The organism is Furfurilactobacillus milii (assembly GCF_009864005.1).
In the GTDB taxonomy this organism is placed as follows: Bacteria; Bacillota; Bacilli; order Lactobacillales; family Lactobacillaceae; genus Furfurilactobacillus; species Furfurilactobacillus rossiae_B.
This window is the reverse complement of the sequence record NZ_WEZQ01000014.1, coordinates 1-17,153: the sequence shown is the minus strand read 5'-3', so window position 1 is coordinate 17,153 and position 17,153 is coordinate 1. Positions and strand designations below refer to the sequence as shown.

The window sequence follows — 17,153 nt, the reverse complement described above, 5'->3', positions numbered from 1 at the left end:
ACCCGTACCTCAAAAAATGAGGTGCGATAGAAATAGACGTTTTTCGATTACTAAGTTTACATGGCACACAAATATCAGCCGAAGGGCGTCAACATTGATACCGAACCGTGCAGGTAACGTTAATTCGGTGGTTTCCCGAATTTAGGTTACGGACGGTCGCAAAGACTCGCGGTCTTCACGAGGCTTTACGACGAGGTGAAAGACCGTGAACTTCGGGCTTGAATCGGTCCCACGGCGAGCGTGTCAATGTTGACAACCGTAGGCGGTAGGCAGACTAATCCTCAAACATTCCAATAGATAAAATGGAGTTAGTCGTACAAATCATGGACCTGCTTTTGAACAACTTCATGTTCCAAGAAGTCATCGTACTTCGTGTCAAATCGTTCAACTAACCCTTTGTTGGTCACTTCAACGATATGATCAGCAATCGTTTGAATGAACTCGTGGTCATGTGACGTAAACACAATAGAGCTCTTAAAATCAATCAGACTGTTGTTCAAGGCTGTAATTGATTCCAAGTCCAAGTGGTTAGTTGGATCGTCCATCAATAAGACGTTCGCCTTACTCAGCATCATTTTAGACAGCATTGAACGGACCTTTTCACCACCGGACATGACGCTCACCTGGCGCATAACATCTTCGCCGGAGAATAACATCTTCCCGAGGAACCCACGTAAGAACGTGTTGTCATCCTCACCCTTCGGTGCGTACTGCCGAAGCCAATCAATGACTGTCAAATCAGAATCCGTGAACTCGCTGTTGATATCACGTGGCAAGTACGTTTTCTTAACTGTTTGTCCCCAAGTGACCGTGCCCGTATCAGGTTTCATTTCCCCGGAAATAATTTGCATCAAAGTGGTGGTAGCCAGTTCATTGCGACTGATCAACACCGTTTTGTCGCCAGGACGCAGCGTGAACGTAATGTTATCGAGAATCTTTACGCCTTCAATGGTTTTCGAAACATCCTCAACACGTAGTAAATCGTTCCCGAGTTCACGTTCTGGTGTGAACTGAATAAATGGGTATTTCCGTGTCGACGGTTTAATATCATCAAGCGTAATCTTATCCAACTGTTTCTTACGCGACGTCGCTTGCTTAGACTTTGACGCGTTGGCACTAAACCGGGCAATGAAGTCTTGCAGTTCCTTAATCTGTTCCTCTTTTTTTTGGTTGGCACTAGACTTCAGTTTGGCAGCCAATTCACTACTTTCCATCCAGAAATCATAGTTCCCCACAAAGAGCGTGATCTTACCAAAATCGACATCACAGATATGGGTACAAACTTGGTTCAAGAAATGCCGGTCATGTGAAACCACAATCACGGTATTATCGTAGTCAGCCAAGAAGTTTTCCAGCCAAGCGATGGATTGGACATCCAGTCCGTTTGTCGGTTCGTCCAACAGCAGAATGTCGGGGTTGCCAAACAACGCCTGACCAAGTAACACCTTCACCTTTTGAGGTTCGGTCAATTCGCTCATTTTCATGTGATGCATGGACTCATCGATGCCAAGCGCCTGCAACATTTGACTAGCTTCCGCTTCGGCATTCCAGCCGTCCATTTCAGCAAAGTCGCCTTCTAATTCAGCGGCGCGCATACCATCTTCATCACTGAAGTCTGGCTTAGCATATAAGGCATCTTTTTCCTGCATAATTGCATATAACTTAGCATGCCCCTGAATGACCGTGTTCAAAACTTCTTCATCTTCGAAGGCAAAGTGGTTCTGGTTCAGACTGGACATTCGTTCGTTTGGTCCGAGCGAAACAGTCCCTGTCGTTGGCTTTAATTTGCCTTCAATAATTTTTAAGAAGGTTGATTTCCCAGCGCCGTTTGCCCCAATCACACCATAACAATTACCCGCGGTGAACTTAAGGTTGATATCCTCATACAGCTTTCGGGTGCCGAACTGCATGCTGACGTTATTTACTGTTAACATTAATATCCTCTCGTCTTTAAGAAAAAGCCGCGTCATAAAAATATTCATGCCACAGCTTTATATAGTGTTGTTTAAGTTGTTCTAGATTATCACATTTTTGTCTCCGCGTCTAAATTGCTTAGATACAAAAAAAGCTTCCGTTTTGTGCAAACGGAAGTTTTCATCAAGATTCAATTATTATTGATTTGAAGTTGCCGTGGCGGCAATTGACTTCAAGTAGTTGTTGGAGTCAACTAACGTAGCACCTGAAACAAGGTTACTCTTCTTGCTTACAGTCTTGTTAGCTTGAGTCGTGATTTGTGCGGCAGTCTTACCAGCAGCCCACTTGTTGATGGCGTTGATTGACTTCATCCGACCTTGCTTGGACTTAGCAAGTTTCTTCATCAAAGCAGAGTACTTCTTGTCGTTAGCTTGCTTGGAAATCAAGATTTCGTTACTCTTGTAACCTTCTTTACCAAACTTGGCGTAACTGTTTGGAACACCCTTGTAGCCCTTGTTTTGCTTTGTGTTAATGAACTGGAATTCGTCAATGCTTGAAGCAGCAACTTTGTCACCGTTCATGGCAACTGTCGTAACAGCAAATGATTCATTACCATGTGGTGCACCGTTGGTTTGCTTCAACACAACGTTGTCGCCAGAAACTTTAGCACCCTTAGTGGTGTAACCCTTGGTAGCTGCATCAGCGATAGCCTTAACATAACCGTTCGTGCTGGTTAAAGTAGCACCAGAGATAACTTTCTTCTGCATTGCCTTGTTCTTCTTAGCAGCAGCGTAAAGTTGACTAGCAGTCTTACCCTTGACGTAGTTTTCAATGGCGTTCAGAGACTCTTCACGGCCCTTAGTTGAGTGCGCAATGTTCTTCATCAATGCCGAGTATGCTTTGTCATTGTTAGCTTTGGAAATTAAGGTTTCACCTTTCTTGTAACCTTCCTGACCAAACTTTTTGTCACTGTTAGGAACACTAGTAAAGCCCTTTGACTGTGATGTCTTGATGAATTGGAATTCATCGACCTTAGCAGCCAAAATCTTCTTACCCTTCATGGCAACAGTCGTCACACCAAATGATTCGTTGTTGTGAGGACTGCCATCCAATTGTTTGATGACAACTTGGTTATTGTTCGAACTAGCCTTAGCAGTTCCTGATGGTAATACTACTAATGAACTGCCCATGGTTAATGCTGCAGCAACTGTGGCTGCCTTCATACCTAATTTGTTCATTATGTAATGCACCCCTTGTGATTTAATTTTCATACTCTTTACAACTGTAAATTCTAGCACTGCATTTCGGGTTTGTATAGCAATTCTTGTAAGCGATTACTAATCTATTAGTATCATCTTTTCATTGTCTATTTCGTTAATCAATCAACCTTTTTTGATTTGCTCAAATCATCCTTATCTATAAAGACATTGCTTCATTATGCGAGTGACTTTATCTTAGTAGCGGCGGACGGTGTGGCCGCTATCATCTCAATCCGGGCAGAATTCAACGTAACCAAAAAGCACTCTATTTCCAAAGTTCAGAAATAAAGTGCCCACTTAAGATCAGTCTCAAAATATTTTAAGATTAACTGTTGGCTGATGCCGGAACATCTGTATAGATAATATCAATGTCGCCCATTTTAAATGCGCCCGTAATCAAGACGTCAGGACCCGTTTTAGTCGGTTTCACACCTTTTTCGTTAATGTCGATCATTGTGGCGTCCATTTCAATATCCACATTCCAATCTTGCGGCACATAAAGGTCCACTTCGCCCATATTGCCGTTCAGAAAAATCGTTGCTTGGTCACCATTGATCTGGGCCTTGTCGAAGTAAACCTTCGCTTCGCCCATCGTCACATTGATATTAGCCTGTTTAAAATCCTCAGACTGCACGTAACGGACAGCATTGCCTAAACGCACGTTTACATTGACAGATGATTCATGGTCCGTTTCCGTTGATGTTGTGCCCTGAAACGTCCGGCCATGATGACTGGCCCAGCGATTTGCCATAAAGTAAGCATGACGCCGATAGAAACGGTGGCGCAACGGTTGTAACACGAGCGATAAGCCAATGCTGAGTAACAACGCGATGCCAAGAATGGTCCACGGAACTAGCCCAGTGATACCAAGCGGTTTGGCATACAGCATACTCATAAACGCTAAACTGAAAATGACACCGCTGACGCTGAAATAAGCGATACTTTTAATTGCCAGCGCCGCCAATATCAACGTTCCGACGATTGTCCAGGCACCAAACTGGTAGGTTAACCAGCCCATTTTAACTGCTAATAATAAACCCGCACTGATTAAAAAGAATAATCCCCAGAACCAGCGACCCCACTTTACTCTCGTACTCATCATGACAAAGACCTCATTTCATTTAATCGTTCCTGTAGTTGTTTTGTGTAACGACGTGATGCATAAACTTCTTTGTGGCTCCCGGCAAACGAAACCAGGCAGCTGGATAGTGATTTGTTCAGTGCGCTGACATAGTGCAAATTGATGATGGTCGATTTAGAAACCTGTAGGAAAAATCCAGGTAATTCATCGACTAGTTCATACAGCCGTTGCTTATTATTGAAGATATCCATTGCCGTGTGCACCTGCAGCAACCGATCAGCGGTTTCAATAAACAAAATATCATCCAGTGAAACGAAGTATTGCGTGTTCCCTTGAAAACAAGCAAGAGTATTTTCACTCGTATGGATGCCCACTAAACGTTGTTCAAGTTGTTTAACTTCATCATTTACGTTTGCCGTGCGAATAATGACTTCCGGCTCTTGGCAGTCCGGATCAATTTCAACATGAACTTTCAATGGACATCCCTCCCTTATGAACAAGACTAATTAAACGTCGAAACGATCATAAATGAAATAGTATTTGAATGAGCGGTCAATTTTGCTGCGTGAGTGGTCATTTTTTTGCAAACATACTTAGAGAATCGCGTTCATGAAGTGCACTTTCAACCATCGTGAGTGGTTCAACGGACTGACCGGCTAGTTGACGGAGGACGTTTGTCGCAACCTGCTGGCCCATGGTTCGTGGCTGTTGCTGAATCGTAGTAATACCGGGTTGCATCAATTGTGATAATGACCAGTCATCATAAGCCACCAATCCAATTTGCTCTGGAATTTTGATCTGATTATCGGCCAACACCGTCATCACTTGGAGTAGCAAGTGACCCTGAAGTACATAAAGTGCCGTGTGACCAGTACGTTTTTTCAGTATCGCATTAAGTTGCTGATACAGCTTCGCATTTGAGGTATCCGGCTGGACAGTTAACGTCTGCAGCGGTTGACTAAAGTTCTTTTCCTCACAAAGGTCAGTGACTGCCCGATAGCGGTCATCACGCACCGTGTTATCGCCCAACGGCGGCGTCACAACAACCAGTTGATTGTAGCCGCATCTGGCAACTGTCTTCGTCAACTGAGCTGAGTAACGATAATTATCCGTTGTGACTTGAGGCCAGTTTGTACCCCTTAACTGGCGATCAACAATATCAACAACCGGCTGCGTTTGTTTTAAGAATGCATAGTTGGCTGCTGTAGCGCTAACGGGCTGCAAAATAATGCCGTCAACTTGCAGTTCTAGCAAACGTTGTAACTGTTGACGTTCAACTTTAAGGTCATTATCGGCGTTCATCAAAACGATTTGATAACCTGCCGCCGCTAAAATTTGATCCGTACCCTTAAATAAGAGTGACGAAAATAGATTTTCAACATCGGCGACGACCATCCCAATCAGATGACTAGACCGACGTTTGAGCGACTGAGCTTGCCGATTCAAATGAAAGCTAGTTGTGTCGATGACCTGCTGAATGCGTGTCCGTGTGGCCGCCGACATTTTTTCGTAATGACCGTTCAGATAGCGTGATACTGTAGCATTTGAAACGCTGGCTTGCGCAGCAATGTCATTGATTGTAAGTGGTTTTTTGGCCATTTGAATACTCCTTACTGTACCTTATTGACCGCCCATTGTGGCTGTTCACCGCTCAATACACGGACCACTTCACTTGCAGCACCAATCGCCATTCGATTCATCGACTCCGTCGTGTTTGAAGCGATGTGTGGCGTCAGAAGGATATTATCAAATTGGTACAGTGGGCTGTCTAACGGCAATGGTTCCTCGTCAAAAACGTCGAGCGCAGCCGCACGTAACCGTTTGGAATTTAAGGCATCAATCAGCGCTGTCTCATCAACCAACGCACCCCGGCCTAAATTGATTAAGGACGCGCCAGGTTTCATCTTGGCAAATGCTTGCTGGTTCATGATTTTTCGTGTATCCGGTGTCACCGCTGCATGCAAAGTCACGATATCGGATTGTTGCAAGAGTTCATCAAAAGTCACTTGCTTAGCAAACGTTGTTTCACGTGGATGCGGATTGGTATACAAAATTGTCATCCCTAAGGCGCTGGCCTTCTGTGCCACGAGCTGACCGATTCTGCCAAAGCCGAAAATACCAAGTGTTTTGCCTTCTAGGTCAAAGCCACGGTGCGTTTGCGGATAATTAGAATCGCCCTGACGCATGTGTTGAGAATCCTGAAACAGGTTCTTCGATACAGCCAAAATATCCGCTAAGGTTGTTTCTGCCACCGTCGATGCGTTCGCCTGTGGCGTAATAGTGACATATACACCATGTTTTGCGGCTACCTGCGGATCAATATTGTCGTAACCAACGCCATGTCGCGCGATTACTTTAAGGTTTGGCAATGCTTGATATAAGTCCTCTGTAAATGGATCAAGCATATAAACAATGCCATCAACACGATCACCTAATTGACGTAACGTGTTTGCATGTTCGTTTGGCACCTCAATGAGGGTCATCCCATGGTCAGTTAAATAATTCTTACCGGACTGCTGCCAATTTTCCGGTACAACAACTCGTTTTGTCATAAAGTCTTCCTTTCTATCGTAAGAGATACCCACCATCGACTGGAATCGTTGCACCAGTAATGTAGTTAGACGCTTCACTGGCGAGAAATACGATGGTGCCCATTAGCTCCCGCGGAGCCGCCCAGTGACCAGCCGGAATGTGCGCTAAGATTTCTGCATTCCGTTCTGGATCATTCTGTAGCGCCTTCGTCATTGGTGTGTCAATGTAACCTGGCGCGATGGCATTAACCTGAATGTTGTCAGGCGCAAGTGCATCGGCATATGCCTTAGTCAAACCAACAACACCGTGCTTGCTAGCGGTATATGGAAAAATAAACTTACCTGCTCTAAATGATTGCATAGACGCGACGTTAATAATCTTGCCATGACGTTGCGGTGCCATCTGTTTAGCTGCAGCGTGTGATAAGTAATAGAGCGCGTTTAAGTTCACATCGATCACGGCACGCCAGTCTTCGTCCGTAAATTTGTCCCAGGTAGCACGTCGCTGTAGACCAGCATTATTAATCAAAATATCGAGTTGTCCAAACGTTGATTGAACAGCGGCCATGATTCGTTGCGGCGCATCAGTCTCCGTAATATCGCACTGAATAAACGCAACGTCCGCCTGATTGTCGGTAGCAAATGTTTTAAGTTCTGACCAACCCTTCTGTGAACGGCTGACAACCAGTACTTTGGCACCAGACTTGAGTAACGCCTGTGTGTAAAACGCACCAAGTCCAGAAGCGCCGCCAGTCACGATTGCCACCTTGTCATCGAGTCGAAACCAACTACTATCAAAAGTTTTCATGAGGAAATCTCCTTTTTGGGTAAACGTTTAACCTAGCTTTACAAAGGTCAATATAGCTTTTTACCTTCAGTGTGTCAATTAAGTGGTGATGCCAACTTTGTGCGATAAAAAAATGCCACACCAACGTTGATGTGACATTCTCTTCGCCTATTCTTCAGATAAGTGTTTTGCAAACGAATTAAACTGCCGTTTCGTCAGGCTGAAACGCCGTTCCGTGGGACCGGTCTCAGCCCGAAGTACACGGTCTTCGCCCTCGACTTGAAGCCGCAAAGCCACCGTCTTCAAGCTCGTCCCGTAATACTAAATGGTCAAAACCATACCATTAGGTATTACCTTCACGGAACTTTGTTTCTGCCTGACTACACGACATTCGCTGGATACCGATTTTACCCGTCGTCTTCTTTACCCTTGTCCACAAAAAAATCTGACTGATACAACAAGCTTGCTGAATCAAATAAATATCAAAAAGAAGTGCTGTCCTGTATTCATTCAAAGTAACTAGTCCATCGTATAAACAACACGTTTTGTGACATCATTCCAATTGGTTTCATTTAACTCAGTTAATGGCATCGTTGTCGAGGCAATCTTGAATTGGCCAGCGCTGATTAACTGCGCCAATTCGGGCAGTTCGGCTAAATATTGTCTGGCATTAATACTGCCTTGACCACTACCAACTAAATTTAAGTTTACAGATCTCAAGGCTGCGCTTGGGAGCACCATATCGGCGCCACTCATACTGCCAATTTCAATCCATAGCAATTGCTGACTGTGGTTACGGCGTGCAGGCAACATCACCTTCATCGCTGTGGACGCCACAGTGCCCCATAAGTAATCCAACACAACATCTACATCGGCAGCTGCTGTAAACGCCGCTCTTAATGATTCCTGATCATCTCGAAGTGAAATCGTCTGTGTTGTGCCTAGTTCAGATAATGCTGTGAGTTTTGTTTGATTACGGCCGACACCAATAACTTCGCTTGCGCCGAGATAGCGACTAATTTGAACGGCCATCTGCCCAGCTGCTCCGGTTGCGCCTAAAATCATGACTTTTTTGCCCGTCAAATCCCCCACGCGAACCTTAATTGACATCCAAGCTGACATTGCTGGATTCATCCCCGCTGCAACTCTTGCTGCATCAATATCATTACCTAAGGGAATAAAACGATGGTGATCAATCACCGTTTGCTCGGCCAGTGCGCCATATTTGGCGTTTGACGTGATAAAGTATCCCGTCTGGCCTGTCTCCGTTTGCCCAACACCATCTAGTCCTGGTACAAACGGTAATTCGCCGGTGCTTGTGTAGTGTGTGCCATTTGCTTGTGAGCGAACACGCGGATACACCGCGGCGGCGAGAACATGGACCGTCTGTTCGTTTGCGGCCGGCTTCGGCGTCTCGATTACGCTAACTTTTGGTGCCTCTTTAAGATCATTTACAACTGCTGCTTTCATATTGTTGCCAACTTTCTTTTTGATTATTAATTACCAGTAATTTATAATTGAGTATAATCATTTAACATTAAAATACAATAGATTACCGGTAATTTATTTTAGGAGACATCGCATGACCAACTCGCAAATGCAGCAAATATACCAATCTATCCACGATTTAAATGACGTTCATGAAGACTTTAAAAAAGCCTTCTGGCAAACATCCATTGATCATTTTCAAGATCAACTGACTGATCAAGTTGCTACTAAACTTCGTAAAATGCAGATGACGCACTCGGAAATGCAAATCCTCAGCTTTGTGACAGAAGCACCTGAACGAACACTGGCTTATCAGGATTTAGTCGGCAAAGTTCCCTTCTCACAAGGAATGCTTTCACGCTACGTTAAAAAGCTGGCGTCAGCAGAACTATTGACGCGTTTTCACCAGGCGGATAATAAAAAGGCCGTTTACGTTTCCGTAACCGACCTTGGTCAACTGATTGCTAAACTGCACGCCGACATGCACCAAACGGAGCGTGACCTTTACGCTAAAGCGCTGGCACCCTTCGACGACACGCAAATGCAAAACGCCGTGGACGTCATGCACGCACTAGCAACAATCAAGCTTTAATTCTCATACAGTCGTGACATTTTCTGCGTCAACTCATCTGGAACATAGTTCACTACATGATCAAACTTCAATGACGGCACACTTTCATCAATACAGTCCTCCCAGTATGCGACATGCCGTTTGTCCAGCTCGCTCTCTGAATCCTCAACCGGCCTTGGATTATCGCCCTGAATAGAATACCAGCACAGATACAGATCATTGCCAATCATTGTTGAAAAGACCGATTCGACTAACATCTTTTCTGCGGGTAACGTTGTCAAGAACGCTTGCCGATTATCTGCAAGAAACTTTAACCATTCCTGAGCTTCTGCGTGCTTGTCTGACTTGACCCTGAAACCTTCCAGTTCTGTCTTCATTGTGATTTCTCCTTTATCTTTTGAAGCAATTCTTTGCCAGCAACCTAATTTTGTATACTCATACGTCAAAAATAGTTGCGACAAAACTCTGAACTATTGTAAATACCTTGGTACAATCCTGAGGACAAGTTAATCCTATATCCATAAGCATGTGGTAGTGGAGGCAACCAGAGACATAGTTCCGTGTCGACACTACTAAATGGCACGCTTTTGGCCATTTAGTAGTGTGGGACGACTTTTGAGACGGAACTTCGGCTCAAAATCGAGGACGAAAACCGCGATCTTAGCGGGTTGAGTCCGGTCCTCATGGAACGGCGTCTCTGGTTGCCGCAACGGCAGACGACCAGAGCATTGCAAGAAAATATATATGTACTAAAGACCCAGTGTCAGTATGTGGCACTGGGTCTTTATGCGGTCAAACACTATTCGGTAACGCTGTCTTTGTCCAAATTCTTGATCTTGATTTCCCCATCAACCAAATCTGCTTCCAAATGTTTGGCATCCAAGTGATCCAAGTAGAAGTCAGTGACGCGGTCACGAATTTGTTGTTCGATAACTCGACGTAATGGACGTGCACCCATTGCTTCATCGTAACCTTGGTCGATTAACCAAGCTTTGGCGTCATCCGTTACCTTCAAGGTAATTTGCTTCTTAGCCAATGTCACGTTAACGTCATCGATCATCAAGTCCACAATTTGGCCTAAGTCATCTTTAGTTAAATGACTGAATTCAACGATCCCGTTGAACCGGTTCAAAAATTCTGGACGGAAGTATGGTGCCAACTTGTCCATCAAGTTCTTGTTCTGATTCTCATCGGTACTCAAGCTTTCGTTACCAAAGCCGGCGTTAGACGTCGCAATGATAATGGTGTTCTTAAAGTCGACCACATTCCCTTGACCATCCGTCAAACGCCCATCATCCATGACTTGAAGTAACAGGGTCAACACTTGTGGGTTGGCCTTTTCAATTTCATCAAGTAACACGATGGAGTATGGGTTACGACGAACTTTTTCCGTCAACGTGTTGGCGTTGTCTTCATAGCCAACATAGCCGGCAGTCGTCCCAATTAGTTTGGAAACGGCGGTCGTATCCGTGTATTCACTCATGTCTAAACGGATAATCGCATTCTTGTTGCCAAACATGTCGAGGGCGAGTTGTTTAGCCAATTCCGTCTTTCCGACACCGGTTGGACCAACAAATAAGAAGCTACCAATTGGACGATTGCCTTCATCAAAACCGGCACGGTTACGACGGATTGCCCGAGCAACCATATCAACCGCTTCATCCTGACCAATAACCTTACCCTTAAGGCGTTTGTTAATGGTCTTCAACCGTTCAATATCGCTGGCACCCATTTGTGAAACCGGAATCCCAGTCAATCGCTCAACAGCGGCGGCGACATCATTAACAGTTGCGACTGGGCGTTCTTCGTGACCGCCATCTTTCAACTGTTTGGTTAACGCATCAACTTTGGCCTTCGCCTTACCAGCGGCTTCAAAGTCTTCCTTATCAGCGGCAGCCTGTTTGTCTTGTTCAGCCTGCTTCAACTGTGCTTCCAAACTAACTTTGTCAGTAACTGGATGTTGTGCGGCCAAGTGTGCAGCTGTCATGTCCAGTAAGTCAATCGCCTTGTCAGGCAATGAGCGTTGTGGAATGTACTGAACCGCGTAATCAACAGCAGCCTTCAGAACATCGTCAGGCAAGTCAACGTTGTGATGATCCTGATACAACTTACGAATGCCCTTCAGAATCGCTACGGTATCTTCAGCACTAGGTGCATTAACCGTAACATCGTTGAATCGACGAGCAAGTGCTGCGTTCTTCATGATGGTATTTCTGTATTCGTCCTGCGTTGTTGCACCAATGACTGTCAATTCGCCACGGCTCAGTGCCGGCTTGATGATGTCGGCCATACCTTTGCCACCATCTTCGCCACCAGTTGAACCAGTGCCTAAAATCTGGTGAATTTCGTCGAAGAATATGATTACATTGCCGGCCTTTTTAACTTCTTTGATCAGATTTTGAATATTTTCTTCGAAGCTACCACGATATTGTGTACCCGCCTCTAATGAGGATAAATCAATTGACCAAATTTGCTTGTCCTTGATGGCTGCTGGCACATCGCCATTCACAATAGCTTGTGCCAATCCTTCAACGACGGCCGTTTTACCAACCCCAGCATCTCCGACAAGAATTGGATTGTTCTTAGTACGACGGCTTAAAATTTCAGCCGTTTCCTGAATTTCCTTATTCCGGCCAATAACTGGATCCAGCTTGCCGTCACGAGCTTCCTGAGTTAAGTTACGACCCAGTTTTTCCAGAATACCTTGCTTCTTTCCGTTTTGAACCGCCTGCTTGCCACGCCCTTGTTCAGACGCTGCCAAACGACCATTCTTTCGGTATTCCGCAAATTCTTCTGGTGTCATCTCACGACCATTGACTAGATACCGTGATTCTGAGTTAATGCCGTTCATGTTACCCATTAATTGATTGAAAATATCGTCCATGTTGTTGCCAAATGGATCGTTAGAAAAGTTTTGTTGTGCCATATTTAATTTCCTCCTCTGTACCAATGCTTCAGTTCAAAGCTCTTTAAAGGCTAGTTCATATAATGTGACTCCAGATCTCTTAGAATTTCCCACATTTGAACGTGCTGTGCACGCGCTAATGCATCAAGATCCCTTATGTTCAGCGGGGTCGCATCAGTTTGTCGTTTATTAAACGACTTGTGTAAGGTGGTATACCCATAGCCACTGCGCTTAGCCACCTCATAGATGGTCAAGTCATGCTCGACCAAATACGTCTTCACATCAATTTTCATGACATTCTCGGTAACCTCCCTTCGATAAATACTATATCACATCTGTGAATGTAGCACAAGTGTAAATGTACCACAAATGTGAATTATTTTAAGCATAAAAATTGAGCTATTCATCATTTCTTGATACCTTTAAATCAACGCAAAACCTTATTGCTTTCATAAGAAAGGAGCATGCTTATGTTTGGATGGTTATGGTCACTTATTGTTGGTGGATTAATCGGTGTTGTGGCTGGGATGATCACAAATCGTGACTTGCCAGCAGGCATCATCGGTAACATTATTGCCGGTCTGGTCGGTGCGTGGCTCGGTCAAATGATTTTCGGTCACTGGGGACCAATGCTTGCCGGCATGGCAGTCTTCCCATCCATTATTGGAGCGGTAATTCTGGTATTGATTGTTTCAGCAATTTTCGGCATGCGCAAACGTAAAGAATGATGTTTCATAGAAAAAGCCATCCCAAAAAGAGGATGGCTTTTTTCTATGATCTACCTTGTGAGAAATGGAAGTATATTTCCATATTTGGCTAATTTTTGATTTTGGAAGGGTACTTCCATTTTCTCCGTTTCACGTGAAACGTTCATCATGTTCCTCGAAAATGTAAAATCCCGATTCTCGCATTATTTATGAAATTGACGCACAATAACCATAAGTAATGATGTAACACTATCAAACAATTAGAAAGGAGCGCATTTAATGGCATCAATCTATGATTTTTCGGAAACTGAAATGAGCGGACAAACCATCCCATTAGACAACTATCGCGGTCAAGTTCTCTTGATTGTAAACACTGCTAGCAAATGCGGCTTTGCGCCACAGCTGGAAGGCTTGGAAAGTCTGTACAAACAGTATCATGATCAGGGCTTCAATGTCCTTGGCCTGCCGTCAAATCAATTCCACCAAGAGCTTGCGACGGATGAAGAAACGGATGACTTTTGCCAAGTTCACTATGGTGTAACCTTTCCGATGACAAAGCGTGTTGCTGTGAATGGTGACGATGAAGATCCGTTATTCACCTATTTAAAGGATGCTGCTGGTCATGGTCGAATAAAATGGAACTTTACCAAGTTCTTAGTAGGTCGTGACGGCCAAGTCATCAAACGCTATGCACCACAGACAAAACCTGAGAAGTTTGAAACGGACATTGTGGACGCATTAAACCAAGCCGAATAGTTATCTATCTATGTAAATCACGAGTCCTGTTGGCTCGTGATTTTTTGTATTCACATGTGAACAACAGATTACCTACACATTAGCTAGTTGTTGGTGCAGATCGATCAGTTCAAGAATATCCGCTGCCACGTCACTCCCTTTGTTACCAGCCTTGCCACCAGCACGTTGTTGCGCGGGTCACGGACTTCAACAAGTTGTCCAACGACACCTTGTTGTCACCGTCGGTCGGGAATTTCACCCTGCCCCGAAGAAATGATTTATTCAACTGGCACAAAGATATTAGTTTTCAAATTGTTTGTCAATGTGAAAATTATCCCAAGTCAATTTGTGATGATCGGAAAATTGCGCGCCGCTACTGGATCAGCAACACTAATTTGTTGGCGCAAAATAATTTGCCATTGGGATTGTGGCAACGTCGACACATCGTTCAAATACAGCTCTCGGTGCCAATCATCGCCATGTTCAATCACAAACGGGCTATTGCCGATAAACATTTGTAATCTTTCGATTAATTCCGGTGTAGCTAGACCAGTTTGGCTCACCTGCGCTTCCAGACCTTCTTTGAATCGCTCATAGGTTACATCACCAACGACGGGAACTTTGCCACGTAATTGATCAATTGCCGCTGTAACAGCTTCGTTTGGCATAAAGTTAGGTTGTTTCATTCTCATCTGAAAACGTTCGTGAGGTACGTGCAAATCACCATACCAGTTAACCATCAGTGGATAATGAACGAAATTGCGAAATGCTGCAATCGTGATATCATGTTTCGGCGCCTCGGACAAGAACTCGCCAAGTGCTATCATGCTGGCCGCATCCCGACGAAATTCGATGCTATCTTCATCTCCATTACCATCGATACGCAGGTAATTTCGTTCACCTAAATCAACGATACTGCCATCGGTCGTTGTCATTGCGTATTCGTCCGGCTCTACTTCGGCCCAATTAAACAAAAATGCCATGTCTATCATCCCCACTTTTTGTGGCGACTTTAGCACATGGCATTTTGTATTCGCTGAAATTCAATCTCGTATTTATCGGTTAGCGAACAAACTCAATGATTAAATTAACAACTAATCTTCCTCAGAGGCCCCAGTTGAAGCATCAATATCGCCTGACTGCGTGTCAGCTTCAGCAGGTGTGTCTTCCTCTGTGTCTTCCGAAGCACCTGTCGATGCATCGGCTTCATCATCACTATTACCGGAAGCTTGCTTCAAAAAGTAGCTAAATGGCTTCAACGCCTGAGCTTGATACTTTTCAACAAAGGCATCCACTTGGTCCTTAGGCTGGAAGCTCGGATCAAGGAACATGTGTTGCGTCGTCAATGGCATTTCATGAGTAAACTTCACGTCAATGACAACTGGCGCACTTGCCTGCTTTGCGGCAGCCATGGCTTGTTTGAAGTCATCCAGCGTCTTAACAGTATAAGCTTCTGCACCCATTCCGCGGGCAATTGCGGCCCAATCTGTTGCTGGCAGATCGACACCGGAGAGTGGTTGATTACTGTCATCTTTTTGTTCGGCTTCGATAAAGCCCAGCGTTTCATTGCTGAAGACGATGTTCACGATATTCAGGTGATACTTAACCTGAGTCAGAATTTCCTCCATCAACATAGCAAACGCACCGTCACCGCTCAAACTGTATACATCCCGGTGTGGGTAATTGATTTTTGCAGCAATCGCAGCCGGCAAGCCATAACCCATGGTTGCGTATTGACCGGAAGTCGTCCATTTTTGATCACCATGAATATCAACTAACCGTTCAAAATTAATGTTGACGTTACCAACATCAACAGCAAAGACGGCTTTATCACTAGCCGTTTGATTCAGCACGTTAAAGACGGGTTCTGGACGAAGCGGTACTTCTTCATCATCTTTGAAACTGTCTTGCCAAGCGCGCCAATTTTCTTTATCAGCTAACGCAGCCTTATAAAAAGCACTTGGTTCCTGCTGTTCACCTTTAGCTGCGATGGCGGCCAATGCTTTCTTAGCGTCAGCGAGAACTGGCACGTCGATATGATGACGTTTGCCAAGCTTTTCCGAGTCTACATCAATCTGAATAACCTTCGCCTTTGGAGTAAACAGCATCGAACTAAACGGTGAATCATTACCGACCCAAACAATCAGATCAGTAGAAAAGCCAAGGTCAGCACCTGGTTTAGGTGCAACCCGACCTGTTGAGCCCATGTAGGCTGGATACGTTTCATCCAAAACACCTTTACCCAAAACGGATGAAACCAATGGCATCTTAAACTTTTCGGAAACAGCCTTTAATTCATCAGCAGCGCCAAACGCACCTTTACCGAAGTAAATCATGGGCGCCTTAGCCTGTTCGATCAATTTAACAGCTTCATCGATTTTTTGCGGGTCTGGTTCTGGATATAGTGGTGCAACGTGATTAACCGCGTTTGATTCATACGTATCGTCAATCATGGCCCAGCCAAAGTCTTTAGGAATCGTCAATACAGCAACGCCGTGATACTTATAAGCGTGCCGAATCCCCTCGTCGACCAGCTGTGGCAAACCTTCAGCGTTCATTGCGGTTTTATTCCAAACGGCAACATCGTTGAAAGCAGGTTCCTCATCCATGGCCTGGAAGAAATCGCGGTTCATATTGCTTGAAGGCACCTGAGCCACAATGGCCAGCAACGGTGCGTGGTCATGACGAGCATCATATAATCCATTCATTAAGTGGATGGCACCGGGGCCTGCTGATCCAAAACAAACGCCAATCTTACCAGTTAACTTTGATTCCGCTGAGGCAGCTAATGCGCCAGCCTCTTCGTGACGAACCTGAATGAACTTCAATTTATTACTCTGGTTATAAAGAGCGTTCATTGTTGAGTCAAATGAACCACCAGGGTAACCAAAAATATGATCCACGCCCCACGCTTCAATTACCTTCAACACTGCATCTGAACCACTAATCTTATTGGCCATATCTGGTCTCCTTTCATAAATCATGACAGTTTTTTAATTACTGCTTATCAAAGTTTCGACATAAATTTCCAATATCGAAACTTTGTGAAAAATGAAATCGCTTTCGATGATTAATGTAAGGTAGATTGCAAATTTGATCCGAATTTTTTGACAAATTAGTCAGCATCACTTGGTAAGGTGTTTGCCAGTTAAGTACTTTAAGGGGGCGTTGGTTA

At 44.5% G+C, this 17,153-nt stretch carries 16 protein-coding genes; 3 read left to right on the top strand and 13 right to left on the bottom strand.

The window, feature by feature from the left end; genetic code table 11:
- Positions 1–308: 308 nt before the first annotated feature.
- The 8 genes from GB993_RS07815 to GB993_RS07780 form a co-directional block, all read right to left on the bottom strand.
- Positions 309–1,934 carry an ABC-F family ATP-binding cassette domain-containing protein gene (locus GB993_RS07815; protein WP_161003805.1) on the bottom strand — a complete coding sequence of 542 codons (1,626 nt, stop codon included), beginning with the start codon at positions 1,932–1,934 and terminating at the stop codon, positions 309–311.
- Between the two features lie 177 nt (positions 1,935–2,111).
- Positions 2,112–3,152, bottom strand: a complete 1,041-nt coding sequence (locus tag GB993_RS07810) for a hypothetical protein (RefSeq protein ID WP_161003804.1) — start codon at positions 3,150–3,152, stop codon at positions 2,112–2,114.
- 346 nt (positions 3,153–3,498) lie between these two features.
- On the bottom strand, positions 3,499–4,275 hold the full coding sequence (locus tag GB993_RS07805) for a LiaF transmembrane domain-containing protein (protein WP_161003803.1): 777 nt from the start codon (positions 4,273–4,275) through the stop codon (positions 3,499–3,501).
- On the bottom strand, positions 4,272–4,730 hold the full coding sequence (locus tag GB993_RS07800; RefSeq protein WP_161003802.1) for a LytTR family DNA-binding domain-containing protein: 459 nt from the start codon (positions 4,728–4,730) through the stop codon (positions 4,272–4,274). The genes GB993_RS07805 and GB993_RS07800 overlap by 4 nt, the downstream gene beginning before the upstream one ends.
- Before the next feature lie 97 nt (positions 4,731–4,827).
- Positions 4,828–5,853 (bottom strand): LacI family DNA-binding transcriptional regulator, encoded by a 1,026-nt coding sequence (locus tag GB993_RS07795; RefSeq protein ID WP_161003801.1) that lies wholly within the window; start codon positions 5,851–5,853, stop codon positions 4,828–4,830.
- Positions 5,854–5,864: 11 nt separating this feature from the next.
- Positions 5,865–6,806, bottom strand: a complete 942-nt coding sequence (locus tag GB993_RS07790; RefSeq protein ID WP_161003800.1) for a phosphoglycerate dehydrogenase — start codon at positions 6,804–6,806, stop codon at positions 5,865–5,867.
- 13 nt (positions 6,807–6,819) lie between these two features.
- Entirely contained in the window at positions 6,820–7,593 is a 774-nt protein-coding gene (locus GB993_RS07785; protein WP_161003799.1) for a glucose 1-dehydrogenase, read from the bottom strand.
- A gap of 498 nt (positions 7,594–8,091) precedes the next feature.
- On the bottom strand, positions 8,092–9,042 hold the full coding sequence (locus tag GB993_RS07780) for a quinone oxidoreductase family protein (protein ID WP_161003798.1): 951 nt from the start codon (positions 9,040–9,042) through the stop codon (positions 8,092–8,094).
- A gap of 112 nt (positions 9,043–9,154) precedes the next feature.
- On the opposite strand from GB993_RS07780, the gene GB993_RS07775 reads away from it, so the two are divergent.
- Positions 9,155–9,652 carry a MarR family winged helix-turn-helix transcriptional regulator gene (locus tag GB993_RS07775; protein WP_161003797.1) on the top strand — a complete coding sequence of 166 codons (498 nt, stop codon included), beginning with the start codon at positions 9,155–9,157 and terminating at the stop codon, positions 9,650–9,652.
- Here GB993_RS07775 and GB993_RS07770 read toward each other — a convergent pair.
- From GB993_RS07770 to GB993_RS07760, 3 genes are all read right to left on the bottom strand, one after another.
- On the bottom strand, positions 9,649–10,008 hold the full coding sequence (locus GB993_RS07770) for a DUF6176 family protein (RefSeq protein WP_186337676.1): 360 nt from the start codon (positions 10,006–10,008) through the stop codon (positions 9,649–9,651). The two genes, GB993_RS07775 and GB993_RS07770, sit on opposite strands and share 4 nt — an antisense overlap.
- Before the next feature lie 422 nt (positions 10,009–10,430).
- Positions 10,431–12,557: an ATP-dependent Clp protease ATP-binding subunit gene (locus GB993_RS07765; RefSeq protein WP_161003796.1), complete on the bottom strand. Its 2,127-nt coding sequence runs from the start codon at positions 12,555–12,557 to the stop codon at positions 10,431–10,433.
- Between the two features lie 50 nt (positions 12,558–12,607).
- Complete coding sequence (locus GB993_RS07760; protein WP_017261307.1) at positions 12,608–12,829, bottom strand: helix-turn-helix domain-containing protein; 222 nt, start codon at positions 12,827–12,829, stop codon at positions 12,608–12,610.
- 177 nt (positions 12,830–13,006) lie between these two features.
- On the opposite strand from GB993_RS07760, the gene GB993_RS07755 reads away from it, so the two are divergent.
- Entirely contained in the window at positions 13,007–13,264 is a 258-nt protein-coding gene (locus GB993_RS07755; protein WP_161000695.1) for a GlsB/YeaQ/YmgE family stress response membrane protein, read from the top strand.
- A 258-nt stretch (positions 13,265–13,522) separates the two neighbouring features.
- Positions 13,523–13,999 (top strand): glutathione peroxidase, encoded by a 477-nt coding sequence (locus GB993_RS07750; protein ID WP_161003795.1) that lies wholly within the window; start codon positions 13,523–13,525, stop codon positions 13,997–13,999.
- A gap of 320 nt (positions 14,000–14,319) precedes the next feature.
- Here GB993_RS07750 and GB993_RS07745 read toward each other — a convergent pair whose 3' ends face one another.
- Positions 14,320–14,961 (bottom strand): hypothetical protein, encoded by a 642-nt coding sequence (locus tag GB993_RS07745; protein ID WP_161003794.1) that lies wholly within the window; start codon positions 14,959–14,961, stop codon positions 14,320–14,322.
- 111 nt (positions 14,962–15,072) lie between these two features.
- Complete coding sequence (gene spxB, locus GB993_RS07740) at positions 15,073–16,938, bottom strand: pyruvate oxidase (protein ID WP_161003793.1); 1,866 nt, start codon at positions 16,936–16,938, stop codon at positions 15,073–15,075.
- Between the last annotated feature and the right edge of the window lie 215 nt (positions 16,939–17,153).